We start from the raw sequence: 18,885 nt of genomic DNA, 5'->3' as shown, positions 1-18,885 counted from the left end.
CTTAAGATAGAGCGGTCTCTTCGCTTTTTTCCCTGGAGGGGAAATGTCCAGCGTGTCGCAGGCAAGAAGCCTGGGTAAATATTTCCTGTTAATTGACAATATGCTCGTGGTTCTGGGCTTTTTTGTCGTCTTTCCGCTTATCTCCATCCGCTTCGTCGATAGCCTCGGCTGGGCCGCGCTGATGGTGGGCATTGCGCTCGGCCTGCGCCAGCTTGTGCAGCAAGGGCTTGGTATTTTCGGCGGCGCTATCGCCGACCGGCTGGGCGCGCGCCCCATGATAGTGACCGGTATGCTGCTGCGCGCCGCAGGTTTCGCGACGATGGCTGTCGCCCACGAGCCGTGGGTGCTGTGGCTCTCCTGCGTATTGTCGGGGCTTGGCGGCACGCTTTTTGATCCCCCGCGCTCGGCGCTGGTGGTTAAACTCGTGCGCCCTCAGGAGCGCGGGCGCTTCTTCTCGCTGCTAATGATGCAGGATAGCGCCGGCGCCGTCACAGGCGCGCTTATCGGCAGCTGGCTGCTGCAATATGATTTCCGGCTGGTGTGCGGCGTTGGCGCGCTGCTGTTTGTGCTCTGCGCGGGCTTTAACGCCTGGCTGCTACCCGACTGGAAACTCTCTACCGTTCGCACGCCGCTGCGTGAAGGCATGGGCCGCGTGATGCGCGATAAACGTTTTGTCACGTATGTGCTGACGCTCACCGGCTATTACATGCTGGCGGTACAGGTGATGCTGATGCTGCCGGTGATGGTTAACGATATTGCGGGCGAACCGTCGGCCGTCAAATGGATGTACGCCATCGAGGCCGTGTTATCGCTGACGCTGCTCTACCCGCTGGCGCGCTGGAGCGAAAAACGCTTTCGTCTGGAGCAGCGCCTGATGGCAGGCCTGCTGGTGATGACCTTCAGCCTCGTGCCAATCGGTCTTGCCAGTAACCTGCAACAGCTGTTTACCTTAATTTGCCTGTTTTATATGGGGTCGATCATCGCCGAGCCGGCGCGTGAAACGCTGAGCGCCTCCCTCGCTGACGCACGTGCGCGTGGCAGTTATATGGGCTTTAGCCGCCTCGGGCTCGCCTTTGGCGGCGCGCTCGGTTACGCCGGCGGCGGCTGGCTCTTTGACGCAGGTCGTGCGCTCAATACACCAGAGCTGCCGTGGGCGATGCTCGGCGTAATAGGCATCGGTACGTTTATGATGCTCTGGTGGCAATTCAGCCAGAAACGGCTCGCGACAGGTTTGCTTGAGCAAGAAGGGTAAGAGAGGGGGGGCGATTTGCTCCCCTTGGTTTTCTCCACCATACTGAAAAATCAGTAACCTGAGCAGGAGGAGAAACGTGAAGTTATATATTTACGATCACTGTCCGTTCTGTGTGAAAGCGCGCATGATTTTCGGGCTGAAGAACCTTCCAGTGGAGCTTATCGTAATGTCAAACGATGACGAAGCCACTCCCACCCGCATGATTGGCCAGAAAATGGCCCCGATTCTGCAAAAAGATGACAGCCGTTACCTGCCGGAAAGTATGGATATCGTCCATTACGTCGACAAACTCGACGGCAAACCGCTGCTGACCGGCAAGCGCAACCCGGCCATTGAAGAGTGGCTGCGCCGCGTCAACGGGTATGTCAATCGTCTGCTGTTGCCGCGTTTTGCCAAAGCCGCGTTTGATGAATTCGCAACGCCCGAGGCGCGCCGTTACTTTACGGAGAAAAAAGAGGCATCCATCGGCTCGTTTGAAGAGCACATGGCGCATTCCGCGGGGCTGATTAAAAACATCAGTGATGACCTGCGCGCCCTCGACAAACTCATTGTCCAGCCGAACGCCGTGAACGGCGAGCTTTCGGAAGATGATATTCATCTCTTCCCTGTCCTGCGCAATCTGACGCTGGTCGCAGGCGTCAACTACCCTACCCGCGTCGCGGATTACCGCGACAATATGGCCAAGCAGACGCAAGTTAATCTGCTCTCCTCAATGGCTATCTGACGACCGCGCCGGTGGCTTCCACCGGCGTTTTCAGCCGAATCCGCTTTTGCCGCTTCCACTGGCAGGTCATCCTCCTTTGTGTCAGGATCGCCCGACTGCACCAGAATGAGGGAAGCTTATGAAAAAAATGTTTGTCGCCGCGGCGCTTATCGTCAGCGGTTTGCTGGTGGGATGTAACCAGCTTGCACAGTACACCGTTACCGAACAGGATATTAACCAGGCGCTGGCGAAGCGAAATAATTACGCCAAAGACATTGGCCTGCCGGGCGTAGCCGATGCTCATATCGTTTTAACGAATCTCAACAGCGCGATTGGCCGCGAAGAGCCGAACAAAATTACCCTGACCGGTGATGCGAGCCTCGACATGACGTCGCTCTTCGGCAATCAGAAAGCGCTGGTGAAACTGAAACTGAAAGCGCTGCCTACATTCGACAAAGAAAAGGGCGCGATTTACCTGCGCGAGATGGAGGTTGTCGACAGCAGCATAACGCCGGATAAAATGGCGCCGGTGCTCTCGACACTGATGCCTTATCTCAATAAATCGCTGCGCAGCTACTTTGAGCAGCGCCCCGCTTATGTGCTGAGCGAAGACCGCACCAAAGGCGAGGCACTCGCGAAAAAATTCGCCAAAGGGCTTGAAGTGAAACCCGGCGAAATCGTTATTCCATTGACCGACTAATACCGCACCGGGGGCGCAATGCCCCCGAATTTTCAGGAAAAGGATGCAAAGGAAAACGTTTACGCTTATCCTTAGTGCCCGGCATAAAACCAGCCATTACTGACTGTTTCCCCAAGCCGGAGCCTTCCATGACTGTACAATCCCAGGTTTTAAAAATCCGCCGCCCCGACGACTGGCACGTTCATCTGCGTGATGGCGATATGCTGAAAACCGTCGTGCCTTATACCAGTGAAACGTACGGGCGCGCTATTGTCATGCCAAACCTGGCACCGCCGGTCACAACCGTGGAAGCCGCCATCGCCTACCGTCAGCGAATCCTCGACGCCGTGCCGGAAAATCATACCTTCGAACCCTTGATGACCTGCTATCTCACCGACACGCTGGATGCGAACGAGCTGGAGCGCGGATTTCAGGAAGGTGTGTTTACGGCAGCAAAACTTTACCCGGCTAACGCGACCACCAACTCGAGCCACGGCGTCACCAGCATTGATAACATCATGACGGTGCTTGAGCGCATGGAGAAACTCGGCATGCCGCTACTGGTGCATGGCGAAGTCACCCACAGCGAGGTGGATATTTTCGATCGCGAAGCGCGATTTATTGAAACGGTGATGGAGCCGCTCAGGGCGCGCCTGACGGGCCTGAAAGTCGTGTTTGAGCATATCACCACCAAAGATGCCGCCGACTATGTGCGCGAAGGCAATGCCCGGCTTGCTGCGACCATTACCCCGCAGCACCTGATGTTTAACCGCAATCATATGCTCGCGGGCGGCATTCGCCCTCACCTCTACTGCCTGCCAATCCTCAAGCGTAATGTGCATCAACAGGCACTGCGCGAACTGGTGGCAAGCGGCTGCGAGCGCGTGTTCCTCGGCACCGATTCCGCACCGCACGCGCGCCATCGCAAAGAGGCAAGCTGCGGCTGCGCAGGCTGCTTCAACGCGCCTTCAGCCCTTGGCGCGTATGCCACCGTGTTTGAAGAGATGAATGCACTGCAACACTTTGAAGCGTTCGCCTCACTCAACGGCCCGCGTTTTTACGGCCTGCCGGTTAATGACGGCACGGTTGAGCTGGTGCGTGAAGAGAGCGTGATGCCAGAAGTGATTGATATCGCCGACGACACGCTGGTGCCTTTTCTCGCAGGTGAAGCCGTACGCTGGACGGTGAAACGCTAACCCGCAAAAAAACTTAACCCCCCTGTTGCATGGCGCGCCATGAGCCTGTATATATATACAGTATGATGAACAGGGGGTTGTTATGCGTATTGAAGTGACTATCGCCAAAACCACGCCGCTGCCACCAGGCGCTATTGACGCGCTGGCCTGCGAGCTATCCCGCCGTATTGAAAGCCATTATCCGGAAATGCCGAACCATGTCAGCGTGCGCTATGCCGCTGCCAATCAGCTGTCGGTTCTGGGTGGTGCGAAAGAAGATAAAGATCGCATCAGTGAAATTCTCCAGGAAACCTGGGAGAGCGCTGACGACTGGTTTACCGCCGATTAACCCTCATTCCCGTCTTCTCTATGGTGTCAGTTTTTCCGGGCTTCGCCGCCCGGTTTTTTTCTTTTATTTGCTGCGCCTTTTTCTGCGATAGACGATTTTTTTCTTTTAAGCATTTATCTCATTGATCCCACGCCTTAACAAAAATTTGCGAATAATTTGCCGTTTTATTGTTCAGTGAATTCAAAATGTGAAAAAAATGTGTTTCAGGGTATTTATTTCTGCCCCATTTTCCCTTATTGATTGATATACTTTATTTGCTTCAGAGATAAGAAAACACGCATTGAACCTCATGAGTCGTTGTCTATAAACACGTATAAGGGGGTTATGATGGAAAAAAATGAAGTAATACAGACGCATCCCCTTGTTGGATGGGACATCAGCACCGTCGACAGCTATGACGCACTGATGCTGCGGTTGCACTATCAGACCTCTCCGCAGGTGGATCGCGAAGCAACCGAAGTTGGCCAGACTTTATGGCTTACGACCGATGTAGCACGACAATTTATTTCTATCTTAGAAGCCGGCATTGCAAAAATTGAATCCGGTGAGTACCAGGAAAGCGATTATCGCAAGCACTGATACCGTGCTTTTCTTATAACTCAAAGGCGTCCTCCGGGGCGCCTTTATTTTTTCCTGCTTGAGAATTGTCCTGCTCTTAATTACTCTGCTAACCATTGTTTTTCGCGGAGTAATTTCATGGAATACGATCTGATTATCATCGGCAGCGGTTCAACAGGCGCAGCGGCCGGTTATTATGCAACTCGCGCCGGGCTTAACGTATTAATGATAGACAGCGCCCACCCGCCGCATCAGGAAGGCAGCCACCATGGCGACACGCGGCTTATCCGCCACGCCTATGGCGAAGGCGAGCGTTATGTTCCGCTGGTACTACGTGCCCAGACGCTGTGGGAAGAGCTTCAGGAGCAAGGCGGCGAGCGTATTTTCGAGCGCACCGGCATTATTAATCTCGGCCCGGCTGACTCCACCTTTCTTGCGAATGTTGCCGACAGCGCGGCGCGCTGGCAGCTCCCGCTTGAGAAACTGACGGGTGACGAGGTGATGGCGCGCTGGCCTGAAATCCGCCTGCCGGAAAATTATCTTGGCCTGTTTGAGCCCAATTCCGGCGTGTTACGCAGTGAAAAAGCCATTGCCACCTACATCCGTCTCGCCAAAGAGGCGGGCTGCGCACAGCTCTTCAACTGCCCTGTCAGCGATTTTAGTGCCACACCCGAGGGCGTCAGCGTGACCACGATCGATGGCGTTTACCACGCCCGCAAGGCGCTGATTAGCGCCGGTACCTGGGTCACGCGTCTGGTGCCGGGCCTGCCGGTGACGCCGGTACGTAAAATTTTCGCCTGGTATCAGGCCGATGGCCGCTACAGCACCAATAACCGGTTTCCCGCTTTCACCGGCGAGATGCCGAACGGCGATCAGTTCTACGGTTTCCCTGCGGAAAATAACGAGCTGAAAATCGGTAAACATAATGGCGGGCAGGTGATTTCGCGCCCGGAAGAACGCGTGCCCTTCGGCGCGGTGGCCACCGATGGCGCTGAAGCCTTCCCGTTCCTGCGCCATTTCCTGCCGGGCATCGGCGGCTGTCTTTATGGCGCGTCCTGCACCTATGACAACACGCCGGACGAAGATTTTATTATCGACACACTGCCAGATGCGCCAAACGTGCTACTGGTAACCGGCCTGAGTGGTCACGGCTTTAAGTTCGCATCGGTGCTGGGGGAAATCGCCACGCAGTTCGCTGCTGACAAACCGTATGATGTTGACCTTACGCCGTTCTCGCTGTCGCGTTTTACCTCTCCTGCCTGACAACACGCCTGGCCGGGTGATCACACTGGCCAGGCCCCCAGGTTTAGATATCAAAAATATTGACGTAAAACTGACAAAACCTGATAACGCGCTAAACTATTTCGCTGAAAAATACCCCCTTCATCTTGCAGACTAACGGTTATAACCTCACACACGGGGCATATTCCCGCTGGCTATAGCGGTTTAAACAATCAATTAGCCACTTTTATGCGATGTAACTTTAAAATCAAATTATTTGAATAATTTGTTCCGTTTTTTTGGTTTGCTTTTAAAGTCCCTAAACGCCACTGTTTGAGTCATTATTTCTGACGGACGCATAAACATGCAGTGGCGTAACTCACCAACTCGATATGGACATATTTCGGTACTTCTTCACTGGCTGATGGCGCTGACAGTTTACGGCATGTTTGCGCTGGGGCTTTGGATGGTATCGCTCGGCTATTACGATGTCTGGTATCACCAGGCGCCGGAAATTCACAAAAGCATCGGCATTATTCTGTTTGTTTTTCTGCTGGTGCGGGTGGTCTGGCGCTTTATCTCACCTCCGCCACCGCCACTCGCCAGCTATTCGCGTCTGACCCATTACAGTGCGGTCGCCGCGCACATCATGCTCTATTTGATCCTTTTTACGATCCTTATCAGCGGCTATCTGATCTCGACGGCGGAAGGCAAGCCGATTTCTGTCTTTGGCCTGTTCGACGTGCCCGCGTTGGTGAGCGGCGCGGGAGAGCAGGCCGATCTCGCCGGGGACATTCATTTATGGCTCGCCTGGAGCGTCGTGGTCCTTTCGGTCCTGCACGCGCTGGCCGCGCTGAAACATCACTTTGTCGACAAAGACGTCACCCTGAAGCGGATGCTCGGGAAAGCGTCACATTAACCATGGAGCGAAATATGAAGAAAAGCCTGCTGGGGGTTACTCTGGGTGCCCTGCTGTTCACGACCGGTTCAGCCGTTGCTGCTGACTACAAGATTGATAAAGAAGGGCAGCATGCCTTCGTTAATTTCCGCATTCAGCATCTGGGTTATAGCTGGCTGTACGGAACGTTCCGCGACTTCGACGGTACGTTCACGTTTGATGAGAAAAACCCGTCGGCGGATAAAGTTAACGTTACCATCAATACCAATAGCGTCGACACCAACCACGCCGAGCGCGACAAACACCTGCGCAGCGCGGAATTCCTGAACGTGGCGAAATTCCCGAAAGCGACGTTCACCTCAACCGGCGTGAAGAAAGATGGCGACGACCTGGATATTACCGGCGACCTGACCCTGAACGGCGTGACGAAGCCGGTTACCCTGGAAGCGAAACTGCTGGGCCAGGGTAAAGATCCGTGGGGCGGCGAACGCGCAGGCTTTGAAGCCGAGGGCAAGATTAAGCTTAAGGACTTCAACATCACCACCGATCTGGGGCCTGCGTCTCAGGAAGTGGATTTGATTATTTCGGTTGAAGGCGTGAAGCAGAAATAATCCCGTTACGGGTATAAAAAAACCGGTCATCAGACCGGTTTTTTTGGCTGCGGGTTATTCCGGGTCTGGAATGCCGAGCGTGGTGTTGAGCCGACCGCGGGATTTATTGAAGATTTTGTTGCCGTTCTCGCGTCCAGCGCGGCGGCGGCGCTGTTCATCTTCCGGCAACGCCATCTCTTCTTTACACAGCTCGCTGCAACAACCGTCGAACTTCTGCGCACAGGCCGGACACTGGATAAACAGCAGGTGGCAGCCGTCATTTTTGCAGTTGGTGTGGCTGTCGCACGGCGTGCCGCACTGGTGGCAGTGCGCGATAACATCGTCAGAAATACGCTCGCCCATACGTTCGTCGAACACGAAGTTTTTACCGACAAAACGCACCGGCAACCCCTGCTCACGCGCTTTACGCGCGTACTCAATAATGCCGCCTTCGATATGCCAGACTTTCTGGAAACCGTTGTGGCGCATGAACGCGCTCGCCTTTTCACAGCGGATCCCCCCCGTGCAGTACATGACAATTTTCTTGTCCCTGTACTCCTGCATCATTTCTACCGCTTTCGGCAGTTGCTCGCGGAAGGTGTCGGCCGGAATTTCCAGCGCGTTCTCAAAATGCCCCACTTCATATTCATAGTGGTTACGCATATCAATAAACACCGCGTCCGGATCGTCCAGCATCGCGTTGACTTCCGCCGCCTTCAGATAATCGCCGACATCGCTGGCATCAAAGGTCGGATCGTCGATACCGTCTGCGACGATACGATCACGCACTTTCATGCGCAGCACCCAAAAGGATTTGCCGTCGTCATCCAGCGCAATATTCAGACGCACGCCGTTTAGCGCCGGATGGAAGCCATACAGCGTGGCGCGAAACGCCTCCACCTGACTTTCCGGCACGCTGATTTGCGCGTTGATACCTTCATGGGCTAGATAGATACGGCCAAAAACATTCAGTGCAGTAAACGCCTGCCAGAGCGCGTCGCGCGTGGCTTTCGGATCGTCGATGGTGAAATACTTATAGAATGAGATAGTGGTACGCGGCTCGGTTTCGGCGAGCATTCGCGCCCTCAGCTCCTCATTCGATATGCGGTTGTGTAACACTGGCATGGTGTACGTTCCTGCTATCGGTGGGGGGAATAAATAACGGCCGGCATGATATAGCAATTACCGTTAATTTACATCCCTACATTTTGCGCTACATTTTCCACACCTTAGCGAATATTTTCTTCAGACAGGCGTCACGGCGCGAGCGGCAGAGAATTTTGGTCGCTCGCAAAAAAATGTCACAATACAGGCCGTGAAAGGGCTTCGCCTGCAAATTAATGGAATTTTCATGACGCATTTACCGCAATTTTCTCGCGCACTGCTCCATCCCCGTTACTGGCTGACCTGGCTTGGCATCGGCCTGCTGTATCTCGTCGTGCTGCTCCCCTACCCGGTCATCTGGCGGCTCGGGCGTGGGCTTGGGCGCCTCGCGATGCGGCTGATGAAACGCCGTGCGCGCATCGCGCATCGTAATCTGGAGCTGTGCTTTCCCGCTATGAGCGAAGCCGAGCGGGAGGCGCTGGTGGTGAAAAATTTCGAGTCTGTCGGCATGGGGCTGATGGAAACTGGCATGGCCTGGTTCTGGCCCAACTGGCGTGTCGCCCGCTGGACTGACGTCTCCGGCATTGAGCCGGTAAAAGCGTTGCTCGCGCAGCAGCAGGGCATTTTGCTGATAGGCGTTCACTTTCTGACGCTGGAGCTGGGCGCGCGCATTTTCGGGATGCATACGCCAGGGATCGGGGTGTATCGCCCGAACGACAATCCGCTGCTCGACTGGCTGCAAACCTGGGGCCGCCTGCGCTCCAATAAAACGATGCTCGATCGTAAAGATCTTAAAGGGATGATCCGCGCCCTGAAAGGCGGCGAAATTATCTGGTACGCGCCGGACCACGATTATGGCCCACGCAACAGCGTATTTGTGCCGTTCTTCGCCGTCGATCAGGCCGCCACAACCTCAGGCACCTGGATGCTCACGAAAATGTCGAAAGCGAGTATTGTGCCGTTTGTCCCGCGCCGTAAAGCCGATGGCAGCGGCTACGAGCTGATTGTGCTGGAGCCGGAATGCGCACCGCCGGTCGGCAGCGCTGAAGAGACCGCCGCCTGGATGAATAAAGTCGTAGAGGAATGCATTCTGATGGCGCCTGATCAATATATGTGGCTGCATCGCCGCTTCAAAACGCGACCAGAAGGCGTGCCCTCGCGTTACTAAACCTTTTGCCCGTAGCGCCTTTACGCTTCGGGCCCCTCTTCTTTCGCCATTTTTTTCCATTCATTCTTGCAAGTCTCAATCTTCGACTATTCTTTCCTGAAACAACCATGTCCGTTCAGGGAGAAAGCAATGACTATGTACGCCACGCTTGAAGAAGCCATTGATGCAGCACGCGAAGAGTTCCTCGCCGCCAATCCGGGGCTTGAGGAAGAGGACGCGGTTGTCCAGCTGTTCAGTATGCAAAAATATGTGCTGCAGGACGGGGAAATTATGTGGCAGGTGGAGTTCTTCGCCGATGAAAATGGCGAAGGCGACTGCCTCGCCGTATTAACCGGTGATGCGGCACAGAGCGTCTTTGACGGCGATTTCGATGAGATCGAACTGCGCCAGGAGTGGCAGGAAGAAAATACCCTGCACGAATGGGACGAGGGCGAATATCAGCTGGAACCACCGCTGGATACCGAAGAGGGGCGCACGGCGGCAGATGAGTGGGATACCACCCGTTAAGCGTTACTCATACGGGCCATGATGCATATCGACCGGCAGTAACAGCGTGTCGAAGATAATGGAGAACGGCAGGTCGAGCATCAGGATGAAGCGTAAGGGCCTGTCCCGCACGTCCCATTGCACGCCGGGGTAATACTGGTTGCCGTGCCCTTGCCCCGGCACAGCGCGACTGATAATGCTGCCACAACCGCAGAGCAGCCAGACGGCAAGCAGAACGGCGACAATTCTCAAGAGCGACCTCGCGTTTCAACGTAATGCATCAAGTATAACAGCCCGTCAGAGAGGCAAAAAAAATGCCGGCCATCAGGCCGGCATTTTCATATCAACGCACAGACTCGTTTACCGCGAACTTAACGCCTGCGGGTTGAGCTTCAGCTCTTCGTAATGGTCCACCCAGGAAGAGTATTTCTCCGGGTGCGCCCAGAGGCGATAGTGCATACGCGCCATGGTCACCGGGTCGCTCAGCAGCACCAGACGACGGTCGCGGTTGAGTTTCTCCGGCGTATCGTTCAGCGCCTGCTCAACGTGACGATCGCGCGCGATTTCCAGCACGTGACTGGCGCGGTGACGCGCGGTCGCCATGGCGGTCGCCAGCGCGTTAAACGACGGATGGAACACGGCATGCATGAAACCATCTTCAAGCGTTCGGGTGCGATTCAGCTCCAGATAACGGTCAGTATCTACCAGCACCTGCGGCGGCGAATACTCTTCCGGGATCAGGAACAGTTTCCAGCGTCGCGTGCGCAGACCGACCGTCGAACGGCTTGAAATCACCGACACAAACGGCGACAGGATCAACGAAAACACGATTGGCGCCAGCCAGAACAGGAAGCGCAGATCAAGCCACGCCATGCCGACCGCCCACACCAGGCCCAGCAGCAGCTGCGAGCCATGACGCAGAAACGCTTCGCCCCACGGCGTCGAGTCATCGTCACGCTGCGGTGAATTCCAGACCACTTCCCAACCCAGGAACGCGCTGACCACAAATACGGTGTGGAACAGCATACGCACCGGCGCCAGCAGGACCGAGAACAGCACTTCCAGCAGCAGAGAGAGGGTGACGCGGAAAAAGCCGCCATACTCTTTCGGGCCTTTACACCAGATGAGAATGACGCTCAGCAGTTTCGGCAGGAACAACAGCACCATCGTCGAGGCGAACAGCGCAATCGCGAGTTCAGGACGCCACTGCGGCCAGACCGGGAACAGCTGACGCGGTTGCAGGAAGTATTGCGGCTCGGTGAGCGCATGAACGACCTGCAACGCCGTCGACAGTGCAAGGAACAGGAACCAGAGCGGCGCCGACAGGTATGACATCACGCCCGTCAGGAACACCGCGCGGTGTACCGGGTGCATCCCTTTTACAAGGAAAAGACGGAAGTTCATCAGGTTGCCGTGGCACCAGCGACGGTCACGCTTGAGTTCATCCAGCAGGTTCGGCGGCAGCTCCTCATACGAGCCTGGCAGATCGTAGGCAATCCACACGCCCCACCCCGCACGACGCATCAGCGCCGCTTCCACGAAGTCATGAGACAGGATGGAACCTGCGAAAGAGCCTTCACCTGGCAACGGTGCCAGCGCACAGTGCTCGATGAACGGCTTCACGCGGATAATCGCGTTATGGCCCCAGTAGTGTGACTCACCCAGTTGCCAGAAGTGCAGGCCGGCGGTAAACAGAGGGCCATATACGCGGGTGGCGAACTGCTGGCAGCGAGCGTAGAGCGTATCCATACCGGACGCTTTCGGCGACGACTGGATAATCCCCGCGTTCGGGTTCGCTTCCATCAGGCGCACCAGACCGGTCAGACAGTCACCCGTCATCACGGAGTCAGCGTCCAGCACGACCATGTAGCTATACTGGTTGCCCCAGCGACGGCAGAAGTCATCGATGTTACCGCTCTTGCGCTTCACGCGACGGCGGCGGCGACGGTAGAAAATTTGCCCTTCGCCCTGCACTTCAGCAATCAGCTCCATCCAGGCTTTCTGCTCAGCGACACAGATATCCGGGTTGTAGCTGTCGCTCAGGATGTAAACGTCAAAATGTGCCTGCTGGCCCGTCGCTTTCACCGACTCCCACGTTGCCCGCAGTCCCGCAAACACGCGATCCACATCTTCGTTGCAGATAGGCATGATAAGCGCGGTGCGGTGTTCCGGGTTTATCGGCTCATCCCCAACCGTTGAGGCTGAAATACTGTACTTATCTTTGCCGATAAGCAGCTGTAAAAAGCCCATCAGCGCGGTCCAGAACCCGGCGCTCACCCAGCAGAACAGGATTGCGAACAGAATCAGAATGCCGCTTTGCAGCACATACGGCAGTAACTGCATCAGCGAGACAAGCCAGTCCTGGCCCACCATATCCGCCGGGTTGACTAACGCCCAGCCCTGATACGGCAGAATCGTTTTCATATACCAGGTGGCAACGACGGTCTGCGAGAGCGTCAAGAGCAGCAGAATGTAACGGCGGATAGTGCCAACCGTACGCCATTTCTGCTCCGCGGCGCGCTCTTCTTTCGAAAGGCCCGCCATGTAGCGCGGCAGGACTTCACGACCACGCAGACGATCCCAGAAGCGCCCAATCGGGTTGGTGCGCCACGGGTCCGGGAACATGGATGAACGGGTTGCTTTCGGCATCGCCTGGATCTGGGTGCGGCCTTCGTCGTCTTTGATCAGTTGCTCGCCGTTAAGCGAGTCTGGCCAGCGCTGTTCGAGACGCGTCTTTACTGAACCCAGCGGGGAATCATCCTCGCGGGTCCAGACGCGCCCTTCTGCGTCCAGCGCCTGATGAAGGGCCTGCATGTCCGATGTCGGCAGTGCCGCTTTCTCAGTGTCAGAAAGCGGCAACAGGTCGATATACTCAGTAGACTTATTCATTGGCAGGTAGCTGATAGCTCCAGGTTTCACTCAGCGGCTGATCGCCATTCACAAGGGCAGCACGCATTTCAGTGGTTTTCTTGGCGTCTTTGATTTTCACGCGCAGCGTCATACGCCAGCCTTTGGTGACCGGGTTGTAACGCACGCTGTTTTCCACGATTTCGCCGTTATCGCCAATGCTCGCCTGCGCGGTTACCGGGGTATTGTCCGGCAGCGCTTTCATGTCCGTCCCGGTGAAATCCACCACAAACGCGATAGTGCCGTCCGGTTGACGAATCAGATTGGACTGCTTCACGTCGCCGGTCGAACGGCGAGTCTGCAGCACCCAGGCGTTATCCGGCGCGTGCAGTTTGTCTTCGTCGCGGCTAAAGGTGATGGTGTATTTAAAATTCATCTCCTTACCCGGCTCCGGCAGTTGATCCGGCGTCCAGTAAGCCACGATGTTATCGTTGGTTTCGTCGTTGGTTGGGATCTCCACCAGCTCGACTTTCCCTTTACCCCACTGGCCCTGCGGCGTGACCCATGCGCTCGGACGCAGATCGTAGCGATCGTCAATATCTTCAAAGCGGGAGAACTGACGGCCACGTTGCAGCAAACCAAAGCCCTGCGGGTTTTCGGTGGTGAAGGTGCTGACGGCCAGGTGTTTCGGGTTATTCAGCGGACGCCAAATCCACTCACCGTTGCCGGCATGCAGAGACAGACCGTTGGAATCATGCAGCTCCGGGCGGTAGTTCGTCGCCGGTGACGGCTGGTTCGGCCCAAAGAGGAACATGCTGGTCAGTGGCGCAACGCCCAGTTTGCCTACTTTGTCGCGCAGATAAACTTTGGACTGTACGTCAACAACCGTGTCGCGCCCGGGGGTAATAATGAAGCGGTAGGCGCCGGTTGCGCGTGGAGAATCCAGCAGCGCGTAAATGGTCAGGCGTTTGTCGGTTGTTTTCGGGCGCTCAATCCAGAATTCGCGAAAACGCGGAAACTCTTCGCCGGACGGCAGCGCGGTGTCGATAGCCAGACCACGCGCAGAGAGACCATAAACCTGGCCCTGACCAATCACGCGAAAATAGCTCGCCCCGAGCATGCTGACGATTTCGTCGTTTTTATCTTTATTGTTGATCGGGTAGAGCACTTTGAAACCGGCGAAGCCCAGGTCTTTGACGGTGTCTTTATCGTGCTGAACATTGCCGAAATTGAAGTAATCCGGGTTGTACTTAATTTTGCGAACCGTATTGGCCGTCACCTCGTTAAGGGCAACCGGCGTGTCGAAGTACATACCCTGATGGTAGAATTCAAGCTTGAACGGGGTTTTAAGTTTGCTCCAGTAGGCTTTGTCGTGATTAAACTGGATCTGTTGGTAGTCCGCGTATTTCATATCGCGGAAAACGGAGGGCAGGTTGCTTTTCGGCGCTTCATAGCTTTTGCCCGCTAAGGATTTCGCCTGTTTTGCGACGTCGTCGATAGTGAAGGCCCAACCTGAAGTGGTATAAAGTGACAACATTACTGCTGCACCCAGCCAACCCATTTTCATCATCTGTGTTTTATGTTTCATATAACTAAGCACTTCCCCCTTTGTGTGCTTAAATCAATCCGATCCATTTTAATGGAAACTTGCGGTTTCCGACAACACAATCCCCGCTTTGTTCAGCACGCCGGTTCAGGGATTAAGCAAATGAATGCGCGCCATTTTCGCTTTGCGAATTTGTCCTGGAGACAGTGTGTCGGCCTTCCTGTAGGGTGGGGGCCGAATCTAAAACACAATCAGCCTAAGGGATAAGGCGAATAGTCCGAGATTTATGGAGTTATATGACAACGTCGACACAGAGAGAATTTTTTCTCGATTCCATCCGCGCATGGTTGATGCTGTTAGGCATCCCTTTTCATATTTCGCTGATTTATTCCACGCACCAGTGGCACGTCAACAGCCTGACGCCTTCGGCGAGCCTGACGCTGTTCAACGATTTTATCCACGCCTTCCGCATGCAGGTATTCTTTGTTATTTCAGGCTATTTTTCCTACATGCTGTTCCTGCGCTACCCGCGTAAACGCTGGTGGAAAGTGCGCGTGGAGCGCGTCGGTATCCCGATGCTAACTGCCATTCCATTGCTGACGCTGCCGCAATTTCTCATGTTGCAGTATGTTAAAGGCCGCACCGACGCGTGGCACTCGCTTTCCGGCTACGATAAATACAACACGCTGGTGTGGGAACTGACCTCGCATTTGTGGTTTTTATTAGTGCTGGTGGTGTTTACGACAACCGGTTTATGGCTGTTTCAGCAAATCAAAAAGTGGCCGGAAGAGAAAAGTAAAGCGCTGGCCGAAAGCCTGACATTAGGAAAACTCTCAGCGCTGTTTCTCGTTTTTGGCCTCGCCTACGCCGCGCTACGTCGTCTTATTTTTATCGTTTATGCGCCGATATTAAGCGACGGGTTGTTTAATTTCGTGGTGATGCAAACCTTATTTTATTCGCCATTTTTCCTTCTCGGCGCGCTGGCGTTTAAGCACGCCGCGCTGAAGGTCCGCTTCACGACCTTCTCGCCAGGCTGCGCGCTCGGCGCGACGGCAGCGTTTATCGCTTATTTGCTAAACCAGCGCTACGGCAGCGGCGATGCCTGGATGTATGAAACGGATAACCTCATTAGCATGTTGATGGGGCTGTGGATGGTGAATGTGGTGTTCTCGCTCGGCCACCGCCTGCTGAACTTTAAATCGGCGCGCGTTACCTATTTCGTCAACGCCTCGCTTTTCATTTACCTGGTGCATCACCCGCTGACGCTCTTCTTCGGCGCCTATATCACGCCGCATATCCACTCGAACGCGCTGGGCTTTATCTCCGGACTGGTGTTTGTGATTGGCATCGCGGTTCTGCTGTATGAAGCGCACCTGCGTATTCCGCTCCTGCGCTTTCTCTTCTCCGGCAAACCGCAAAATAAAACCCCGACACCGGGAACGGCAACGGGGTGACATCTCTGACACGCGCCCTGGTGGCGCGTGTGTTTACAGCATCCATTCAACCGGTAAACGATAGACGAGCCGCACCAGCAGGCGCTGCCAGAACCGCGTTTTCGGCTCCTTTTTCCAGACGACCTCTTCACCGTCTTTCTCTTCTATCCAGTTTATTCGCCCCCAGCGGTCAAGGCGCAGCGCCCAGGCCGCTTCGCGTCGCGTACGCGTAAAGCGCTTATGGATAGCGCCCGCCAGCGTTTCGCTCTCAATCACAAATCCCATTTCAGTATTGAGCATCGCCGAGCGCGGGTCGAAATTAAACGAGCCAATAAAGACCTGATTACCGTCCACACTGAAGGTTTTGGCATGCAGGCTGGAGCCGGAATTGCCGGTTAGTCCACGGTCGTGCGGAACACGCCCGGTGTCATGGGTGGGTTTAAGCTCATAGAGTTCTACGCCGTGACGCAACAGTTTTTTACGCCAGCGCGCATAGCCTGCATGCACGACCGCAACATCATTTGCGGCAAGCGAATTGGTAAGGATCGCAATTCTTACCCCTTTGCGACGCAGCGCGAGCAGCAGCGCCACCCCGCCGCGCGTGGGCACGAAATAGGACGAGATAATATCGAACTGGGTTTTCGGCTCTCCGATAAGCGTCATCATCCGCTGTGGCAGCAACGTATGATTGCGCGCCCTCCCCTGCCCTTTACGCGGATCGTCGCTAAGCAGTCGGGTTTTCGCCCACACCAGCGGCAGCGTGCGGGTTTCGATATAACTGGCAAAGCGGGTGCTCTCCAGGCGTTCCAGATAGCGCTGCGCCACGGGGTCGTCCTTCCAGTCCGGGGGCAACTGGACGCGGGCGTCTATCTCTTGCGTCTCAACCTCCAGCACTTTATCAAGCGTGGACACGGATCGGCTCTTCCAGTAGCGCTCAAAATCCTTTGTGACATCCGCGACCACCGGGCCTACCGCCAGCACATCAAGATCGGAGAAAAGCGGCTGTTCTCCCGCGCCGAAATAAGCATCACCCACGTTGCGCCCGCCGATAATCGTCACCTCGCCATCGACCGTAAAACTTTTATTGTGCATGCGGCGATTGAGCCGGGCGAAATCGGTGAGATAGCCCAGCGCGCGCAGTGTGCGAAAAGAAAACGGATTAAAAAGGCGGATCTCGATATTCGGATGGGCGTTGAGCAGACGCAGCGTGCTGTCCATGCCAAGCGTATTGTTGTCATCCAGCAAAATACGCACCCGCACGCCGCGTCGCGCCGCTGCCAGCAGCGCGCCGAATAACAGCCGGCCGGACATGTCGTCTTCCCAGATGTAGTACTGCACATCGATAGTCTGCTCCGCCATCTCCGCCAGCAGATAGCGGGCGGCGAAGGCGTCGAGACTGTCATCAAGCGGATGTAAACCGCTGTGGTGGGGATGCTGCGCCGTGGTCGGGGCAATAGCGCGGCCCAGCCGGGTATTATGCGCCCGGCTGTTCGTTGTATTGTCCCAGTAACCGCTGGTAAAGCAGGAAGTTTTCTTCGTCATAGCAAACAAAGTATACCTGCTGAAGTTGAGGCCGCCTGGTGAGATAATCCGAAACGGTCTCGAAGGCAATTTGCGCCGCGGCCGCTTTCGGGTAACCGTAAACGCCGGTGCTGATAGCCGGGAACGCCACGCAGCTATATCCATTTGCCGTGACCAGCGCCAGGCTGTTGCGATATGCATCCGCCAGCAGCTGCGGTTCGTTATCCTGCCCGCCGCGCCAGACTGGCCCTACCGTGTGCACCACGGCTTTTACGGGCAGGTCGCCCGCTTCGGTAATAACCGCGTGGCCCGGCTGACATTCCCCCTGTTGCTGACGCACGACTTTACACGCGGCAAGCAGCGCAGGCCCGGCGGCCCGGTGAATCGCACCATCCACGCCTCCGCCGCCCATCAGTGAAGGATTAGCGGCATTGACAATCACGTCGGTATCGATGCGGGTTATATCGCCCTGCACCACTGTAATACGCCCGGACATACTTCTCTCCTGACTACCTTCTGTTGTTCCTTCAGTGTAGAACAGCACGCAGGGTGATTTATAGCGAAACCTGGTTAGCGATAGGTCAAGGTCAGAATACCCAGCGTGTGTGTCGCGTTCAGGTAATCAAAACGACTGTGCACCCATGCGGAATCATGCTCGTGCGGCCCGTCGCCACGCAGGAAGAGCGTTTGGCGATGAAGGCGATGGCCGCGAGGGCAGCGAAGATCAATGCGTGCAGTAGCCTGCGTGACGGAACACACCTCTTCGACGATAGCGCCATGAAAGGTGAGCGTCCCTCCCGAACTGGCCAGTACTGGGAGGGATGAAAAAACGGATGCTGCGATGATAAGCGTAGCGAAAAGCGGCTTGCGCATAGTAATGGCTCCTGCAGAGGCGTTATTATTTTAACTTGCAATTAACATATAAATTACAAATCAGAATAATTAAAGCCAATCCCGGAGAAATTATTGACGTGAGAAAAGCAGAAAACGCACGTTAAATCAGCACGCTGTGGTTACGTTCGCTGAGGCGGCGACCATTGCCCGGTAAAGCTCGCCGTTCCACTGTCGCTGACGGTAACCCGCAACGTGACAATATCGTCTGCAGAAACGCTTAAAAAGAAGGTCGATAACGTCCGGGGCGCGTCAGGTGAAAGCGAAAGCACGCTTTTCTGATGCGTAACAATGCTGCCAGAACCGCCCTGGCGGTGCAGTTCTATCTCGATGCGGCAAAGACAAGGGTGCGCCACGGTCACCATCGGCGTTACTTGCCAGCCCACGCCCTGCGGCTGGGCGTTAAACGCGACCTGCCCGCTGAACGCCGCGATCATCAGTAGATCGAGCATTGCGCCTCCTTA

The 18,885-nt window shown here is 55.5% G+C and carries 20 protein-coding genes; 12 read left to right on the top strand and 8 right to left on the bottom strand.

The annotated features are described in order from the left end of the window. The first annotated feature begins 43 nt into the window (after positions 1-43). From mdtH to AFK62_RS07630, 9 genes are all read left to right on the top strand, one after another. Complete coding sequence (mdtH, locus tag AFK62_RS07670; protein ID WP_053531824.1) at positions 44-1,252, top strand: multidrug efflux MFS transporter MdtH; 1,209 nt, start codon at positions 44-46, stop codon at positions 1,250-1,252. A gap of 76 nt (positions 1,253-1,328) precedes the next feature. Further along, complete coding sequence (gene grxB, locus AFK62_RS07665) at positions 1,329-1,976, top strand: glutaredoxin 2 (protein WP_007664325.1); 648 nt, start codon at positions 1,329-1,331, stop codon at positions 1,974-1,976. 118 nt (positions 1,977-2,094) lie between these two features. Next, positions 2,095-2,655: a lipoprotein gene (locus AFK62_RS07660; protein ID WP_032983897.1), complete on the top strand. Its 561-nt coding sequence runs from the start codon at positions 2,095-2,097 to the stop codon at positions 2,653-2,655. A 128-nt stretch (positions 2,656-2,783) separates the two neighbouring features. Further along, positions 2,784-3,830, top strand: coding sequence for a dihydroorotase (gene pyrC, locus AFK62_RS07655; protein WP_007664329.1), 1,047 nt, complete (start codon positions 2,784-2,786; stop codon positions 3,828-3,830). Between the two features lie 82 nt (positions 3,831-3,912). Further along, entirely contained in the window at positions 3,913-4,158 is a 246-nt protein-coding gene (gene dinI, locus AFK62_RS07650; protein ID WP_007664331.1) for a DNA damage-inducible protein I, read from the top strand. A gap of 324 nt (positions 4,159-4,482) precedes the next feature. Next, positions 4,483-4,737 carry a biofilm formation regulator BssS gene (gene bssS, locus AFK62_RS07645; protein ID WP_071884298.1) on the top strand — a complete coding sequence of 85 codons (255 nt, stop codon included), beginning with the start codon at positions 4,483-4,485 and terminating at the stop codon, positions 4,735-4,737. Between the two features lie 117 nt (positions 4,738-4,854). Further along, complete coding sequence (solA, locus tag AFK62_RS07640) at positions 4,855-5,979, top strand: N-methyl-L-tryptophan oxidase (RefSeq protein WP_007664339.1); 1,125 nt, start codon at positions 4,855-4,857, stop codon at positions 5,977-5,979. 322 nt (positions 5,980-6,301) lie between these two features. After that, positions 6,302-6,856: a cytochrome b gene (locus tag AFK62_RS07635; protein WP_053531823.1), complete on the top strand. Its 555-nt coding sequence runs from the start codon at positions 6,302-6,304 to the stop codon at positions 6,854-6,856. A gap of 14 nt (positions 6,857-6,870) precedes the next feature. Then, the gene (locus AFK62_RS07630) at positions 6,871-7,446 is read left to right on the top strand and encodes a YceI family protein (protein WP_032983898.1); all 576 of its coding nucleotides are present in this window, start codon (positions 6,871-6,873) and stop codon (positions 7,444-7,446) included. 54 nt (positions 7,447-7,500) lie between these two features. Here the strand turns inward: AFK62_RS07630 and trhO are convergent, their stop codons facing one another. Further along, complete coding sequence (gene trhO / locus AFK62_RS07625; protein WP_032983899.1) at positions 7,501-8,550, bottom strand: oxygen-dependent tRNA uridine(34) hydroxylase TrhO; 1,050 nt, start codon at positions 8,548-8,550, stop codon at positions 7,501-7,503. A 226-nt stretch (positions 8,551-8,776) separates the two neighbouring features. Between trhO and AFK62_RS07620 the strand changes: the two genes are divergently transcribed. After that, on the top strand, positions 8,777-9,697 hold the full coding sequence (locus tag AFK62_RS07620) for a Kdo(2)-lipid IV(A) acyltransferase (RefSeq protein ID WP_053531822.1): 921 nt from the start codon (positions 8,777-8,779) through the stop codon (positions 9,695-9,697). A 129-nt stretch (positions 9,698-9,826) separates the two neighbouring features. Next, complete coding sequence (locus AFK62_RS07615) at positions 9,827-10,204, top strand: MysB family protein (protein WP_007680450.1); 378 nt, start codon at positions 9,827-9,829, stop codon at positions 10,202-10,204. Positions 10,205-10,207: 3 nt separating this feature from the next. Here AFK62_RS07615 and AFK62_RS07610 read toward each other — a convergent pair whose 3' ends face one another. From AFK62_RS07610 to mdoG, 3 genes are all read right to left on the bottom strand, one after another. Continuing rightward, positions 10,208-10,435, bottom strand: coding sequence for a YceK/YidQ family lipoprotein (locus AFK62_RS07610; RefSeq protein WP_007680452.1), 228 nt, complete (start codon positions 10,433-10,435; stop codon positions 10,208-10,210). 108 nt (positions 10,436-10,543) lie between these two features. After that, positions 10,544-13,072: a glucans biosynthesis glucosyltransferase MdoH gene (gene mdoH / locus AFK62_RS07605; protein ID WP_032984027.1), complete on the bottom strand. Its 2,529-nt coding sequence runs from the start codon at positions 13,070-13,072 to the stop codon at positions 10,544-10,546. After that, on the bottom strand, positions 13,065-14,600 hold the full coding sequence (gene mdoG / locus AFK62_RS07600) for a glucans biosynthesis protein MdoG (protein ID WP_085960954.1): 1,536 nt from the start codon (positions 14,598-14,600) through the stop codon (positions 13,065-13,067). The genes mdoH and mdoG overlap by 8 nt, the downstream gene beginning before the upstream one ends. A gap of 272 nt (positions 14,601-14,872) precedes the next feature. On the opposite strand from mdoG, the gene mdoC reads away from it, so the two are divergent. Then, the gene (gene mdoC, locus AFK62_RS07595) at positions 14,873-16,030 is read left to right on the top strand and encodes a glucans biosynthesis protein MdoC (protein ID WP_007666046.1); all 1,158 of its coding nucleotides are present in this window, start codon (positions 14,873-14,875) and stop codon (positions 16,028-16,030) included. A 33-nt stretch (positions 16,031-16,063) separates the two neighbouring features. Here the strand turns inward: mdoC and AFK62_RS07590 are convergent, their stop codons facing one another. The 4 genes from AFK62_RS07590 to csgC form a co-directional block, all read right to left on the bottom strand. Then, entirely contained in the window at positions 16,064-17,551 is a 1,488-nt protein-coding gene (locus AFK62_RS07590) for a phospholipase D family protein (RefSeq protein WP_032984028.1), read from the bottom strand. Next, complete coding sequence (ymdB, locus tag AFK62_RS07585; protein ID WP_007666053.1) at positions 17,484-18,026, bottom strand: O-acetyl-ADP-ribose deacetylase; 543 nt, start codon at positions 18,024-18,026, stop codon at positions 17,484-17,486. The genes AFK62_RS07590 and ymdB overlap by 68 nt, the downstream gene beginning before the upstream one ends. 74 nt (positions 18,027-18,100) lie before the next feature. After that, complete coding sequence (locus AFK62_RS07580) at positions 18,101-18,403, bottom strand: type 1 fimbrial protein (RefSeq protein ID WP_007666060.1); 303 nt, start codon at positions 18,401-18,403, stop codon at positions 18,101-18,103. A 140-nt stretch (positions 18,404-18,543) separates the two neighbouring features. Then, complete coding sequence (gene csgC / locus AFK62_RS07575; protein ID WP_007666062.1) at positions 18,544-18,873, bottom strand: curli assembly chaperone CsgC; 330 nt, start codon at positions 18,871-18,873, stop codon at positions 18,544-18,546. Positions 18,874-18,885 lie beyond the last annotated feature (12 nt).

The organism is Cronobacter condimenti 1330, from assembly GCF_001277255.1.
Lineage (GTDB): Bacteria > Pseudomonadota > Gammaproteobacteria > Enterobacterales > Enterobacteriaceae > Cronobacter > Cronobacter condimenti.
The sequence above is the reverse complement of the archived record's forward strand: the minus strand, read 5'-3'. Positions and strand labels throughout refer to the sequence as shown.

What these genes read in the sequence shown, in the direction of transcription:
- mdtH (WP_053531824.1), top strand. Translation starts at nt 44, where the DNA reads ATGTCCAGCGTGTCGCAGGCAAGAAGCCTGGGTAAATATTTCCTGTTA.
- AFK62_RS07660 (WP_032983897.1), top strand. Translation starts at nt 2,095, where the DNA reads ATGAAAAAAATGTTTGTCGCCGCGGCGCTTATCGTCAGCGGTTTGCTG.
- pyrC (WP_007664329.1), top strand. Translation starts at nt 2,784, where the DNA reads ATGACTGTACAATCCCAGGTTTTAAAAATCCGCCGCCCCGACGACTGG.
- dinI (WP_007664331.1), top strand. Translation starts at nt 3,913, where the DNA reads ATGCGTATTGAAGTGACTATCGCCAAAACCACGCCGCTGCCACCAGGC.
- bssS (WP_071884298.1), top strand. Translation starts at nt 4,483, where the DNA reads ATGATGGAAAAAAATGAAGTAATACAGACGCATCCCCTTGTTGGATGG.
- solA (WP_007664339.1), top strand. Translation starts at nt 4,855, where the DNA reads ATGGAATACGATCTGATTATCATCGGCAGCGGTTCAACAGGCGCAGCG.
- AFK62_RS07635 (WP_053531823.1), top strand. Translation starts at nt 6,302, where the DNA reads ATGCAGTGGCGTAACTCACCAACTCGATATGGACATATTTCGGTACTT.
- AFK62_RS07630 (WP_032983898.1), top strand. Translation starts at nt 6,871, where the DNA reads ATGAAGAAAAGCCTGCTGGGGGTTACTCTGGGTGCCCTGCTGTTCACG.
- trhO (WP_032983899.1), bottom strand. Translation starts at nt 8,550, where the DNA reads ATGCCAGTGTTACACAACCGCATATCGAATGAGGAGCTGAGGGCGCGA.
- AFK62_RS07620 (WP_053531822.1), top strand. Translation starts at nt 8,777, where the DNA reads ATGACGCATTTACCGCAATTTTCTCGCGCACTGCTCCATCCCCGTTAC.
- AFK62_RS07615 (WP_007680450.1), top strand. Translation starts at nt 9,827, where the DNA reads ATGACTATGTACGCCACGCTTGAAGAAGCCATTGATGCAGCACGCGAA.
- mdoH (WP_032984027.1), bottom strand. Translation starts at nt 13,072, where the DNA reads ATGAATAAGTCTACTGAGTATATCGACCTGTTGCCGCTTTCTGACACT.
- mdoG (WP_085960954.1), bottom strand. Translation starts at nt 14,600, where the DNA reads ATGATGAAAATGGGTTGGCTGGGTGCAGCAGTAATGTTGTCACTTTAT.
- mdoC (WP_007666046.1), top strand. Translation starts at nt 14,873, where the DNA reads ATGACAACGTCGACACAGAGAGAATTTTTTCTCGATTCCATCCGCGCA.
- AFK62_RS07590 (WP_032984028.1), bottom strand. Translation starts at nt 17,551, where the DNA reads ATGACGAAGAAAACTTCCTGCTTTACCAGCGGTTACTGGGACAATACA.
- ymdB (WP_007666053.1), bottom strand. Translation starts at nt 18,026, where the DNA reads ATGTCCGGGCGTATTACAGTGGTGCAGGGCGATATAACCCGCATCGAT.
- AFK62_RS07580 (WP_007666060.1), bottom strand. Translation starts at nt 18,403, where the DNA reads ATGCGCAAGCCGCTTTTCGCTACGCTTATCATCGCAGCATCCGTTTTT.
- csgC (WP_007666062.1), bottom strand. Translation starts at nt 18,873, where the DNA reads ATGCTCGATCTACTGATGATCGCGGCGTTCAGCGGGCAGGTCGCGTTT.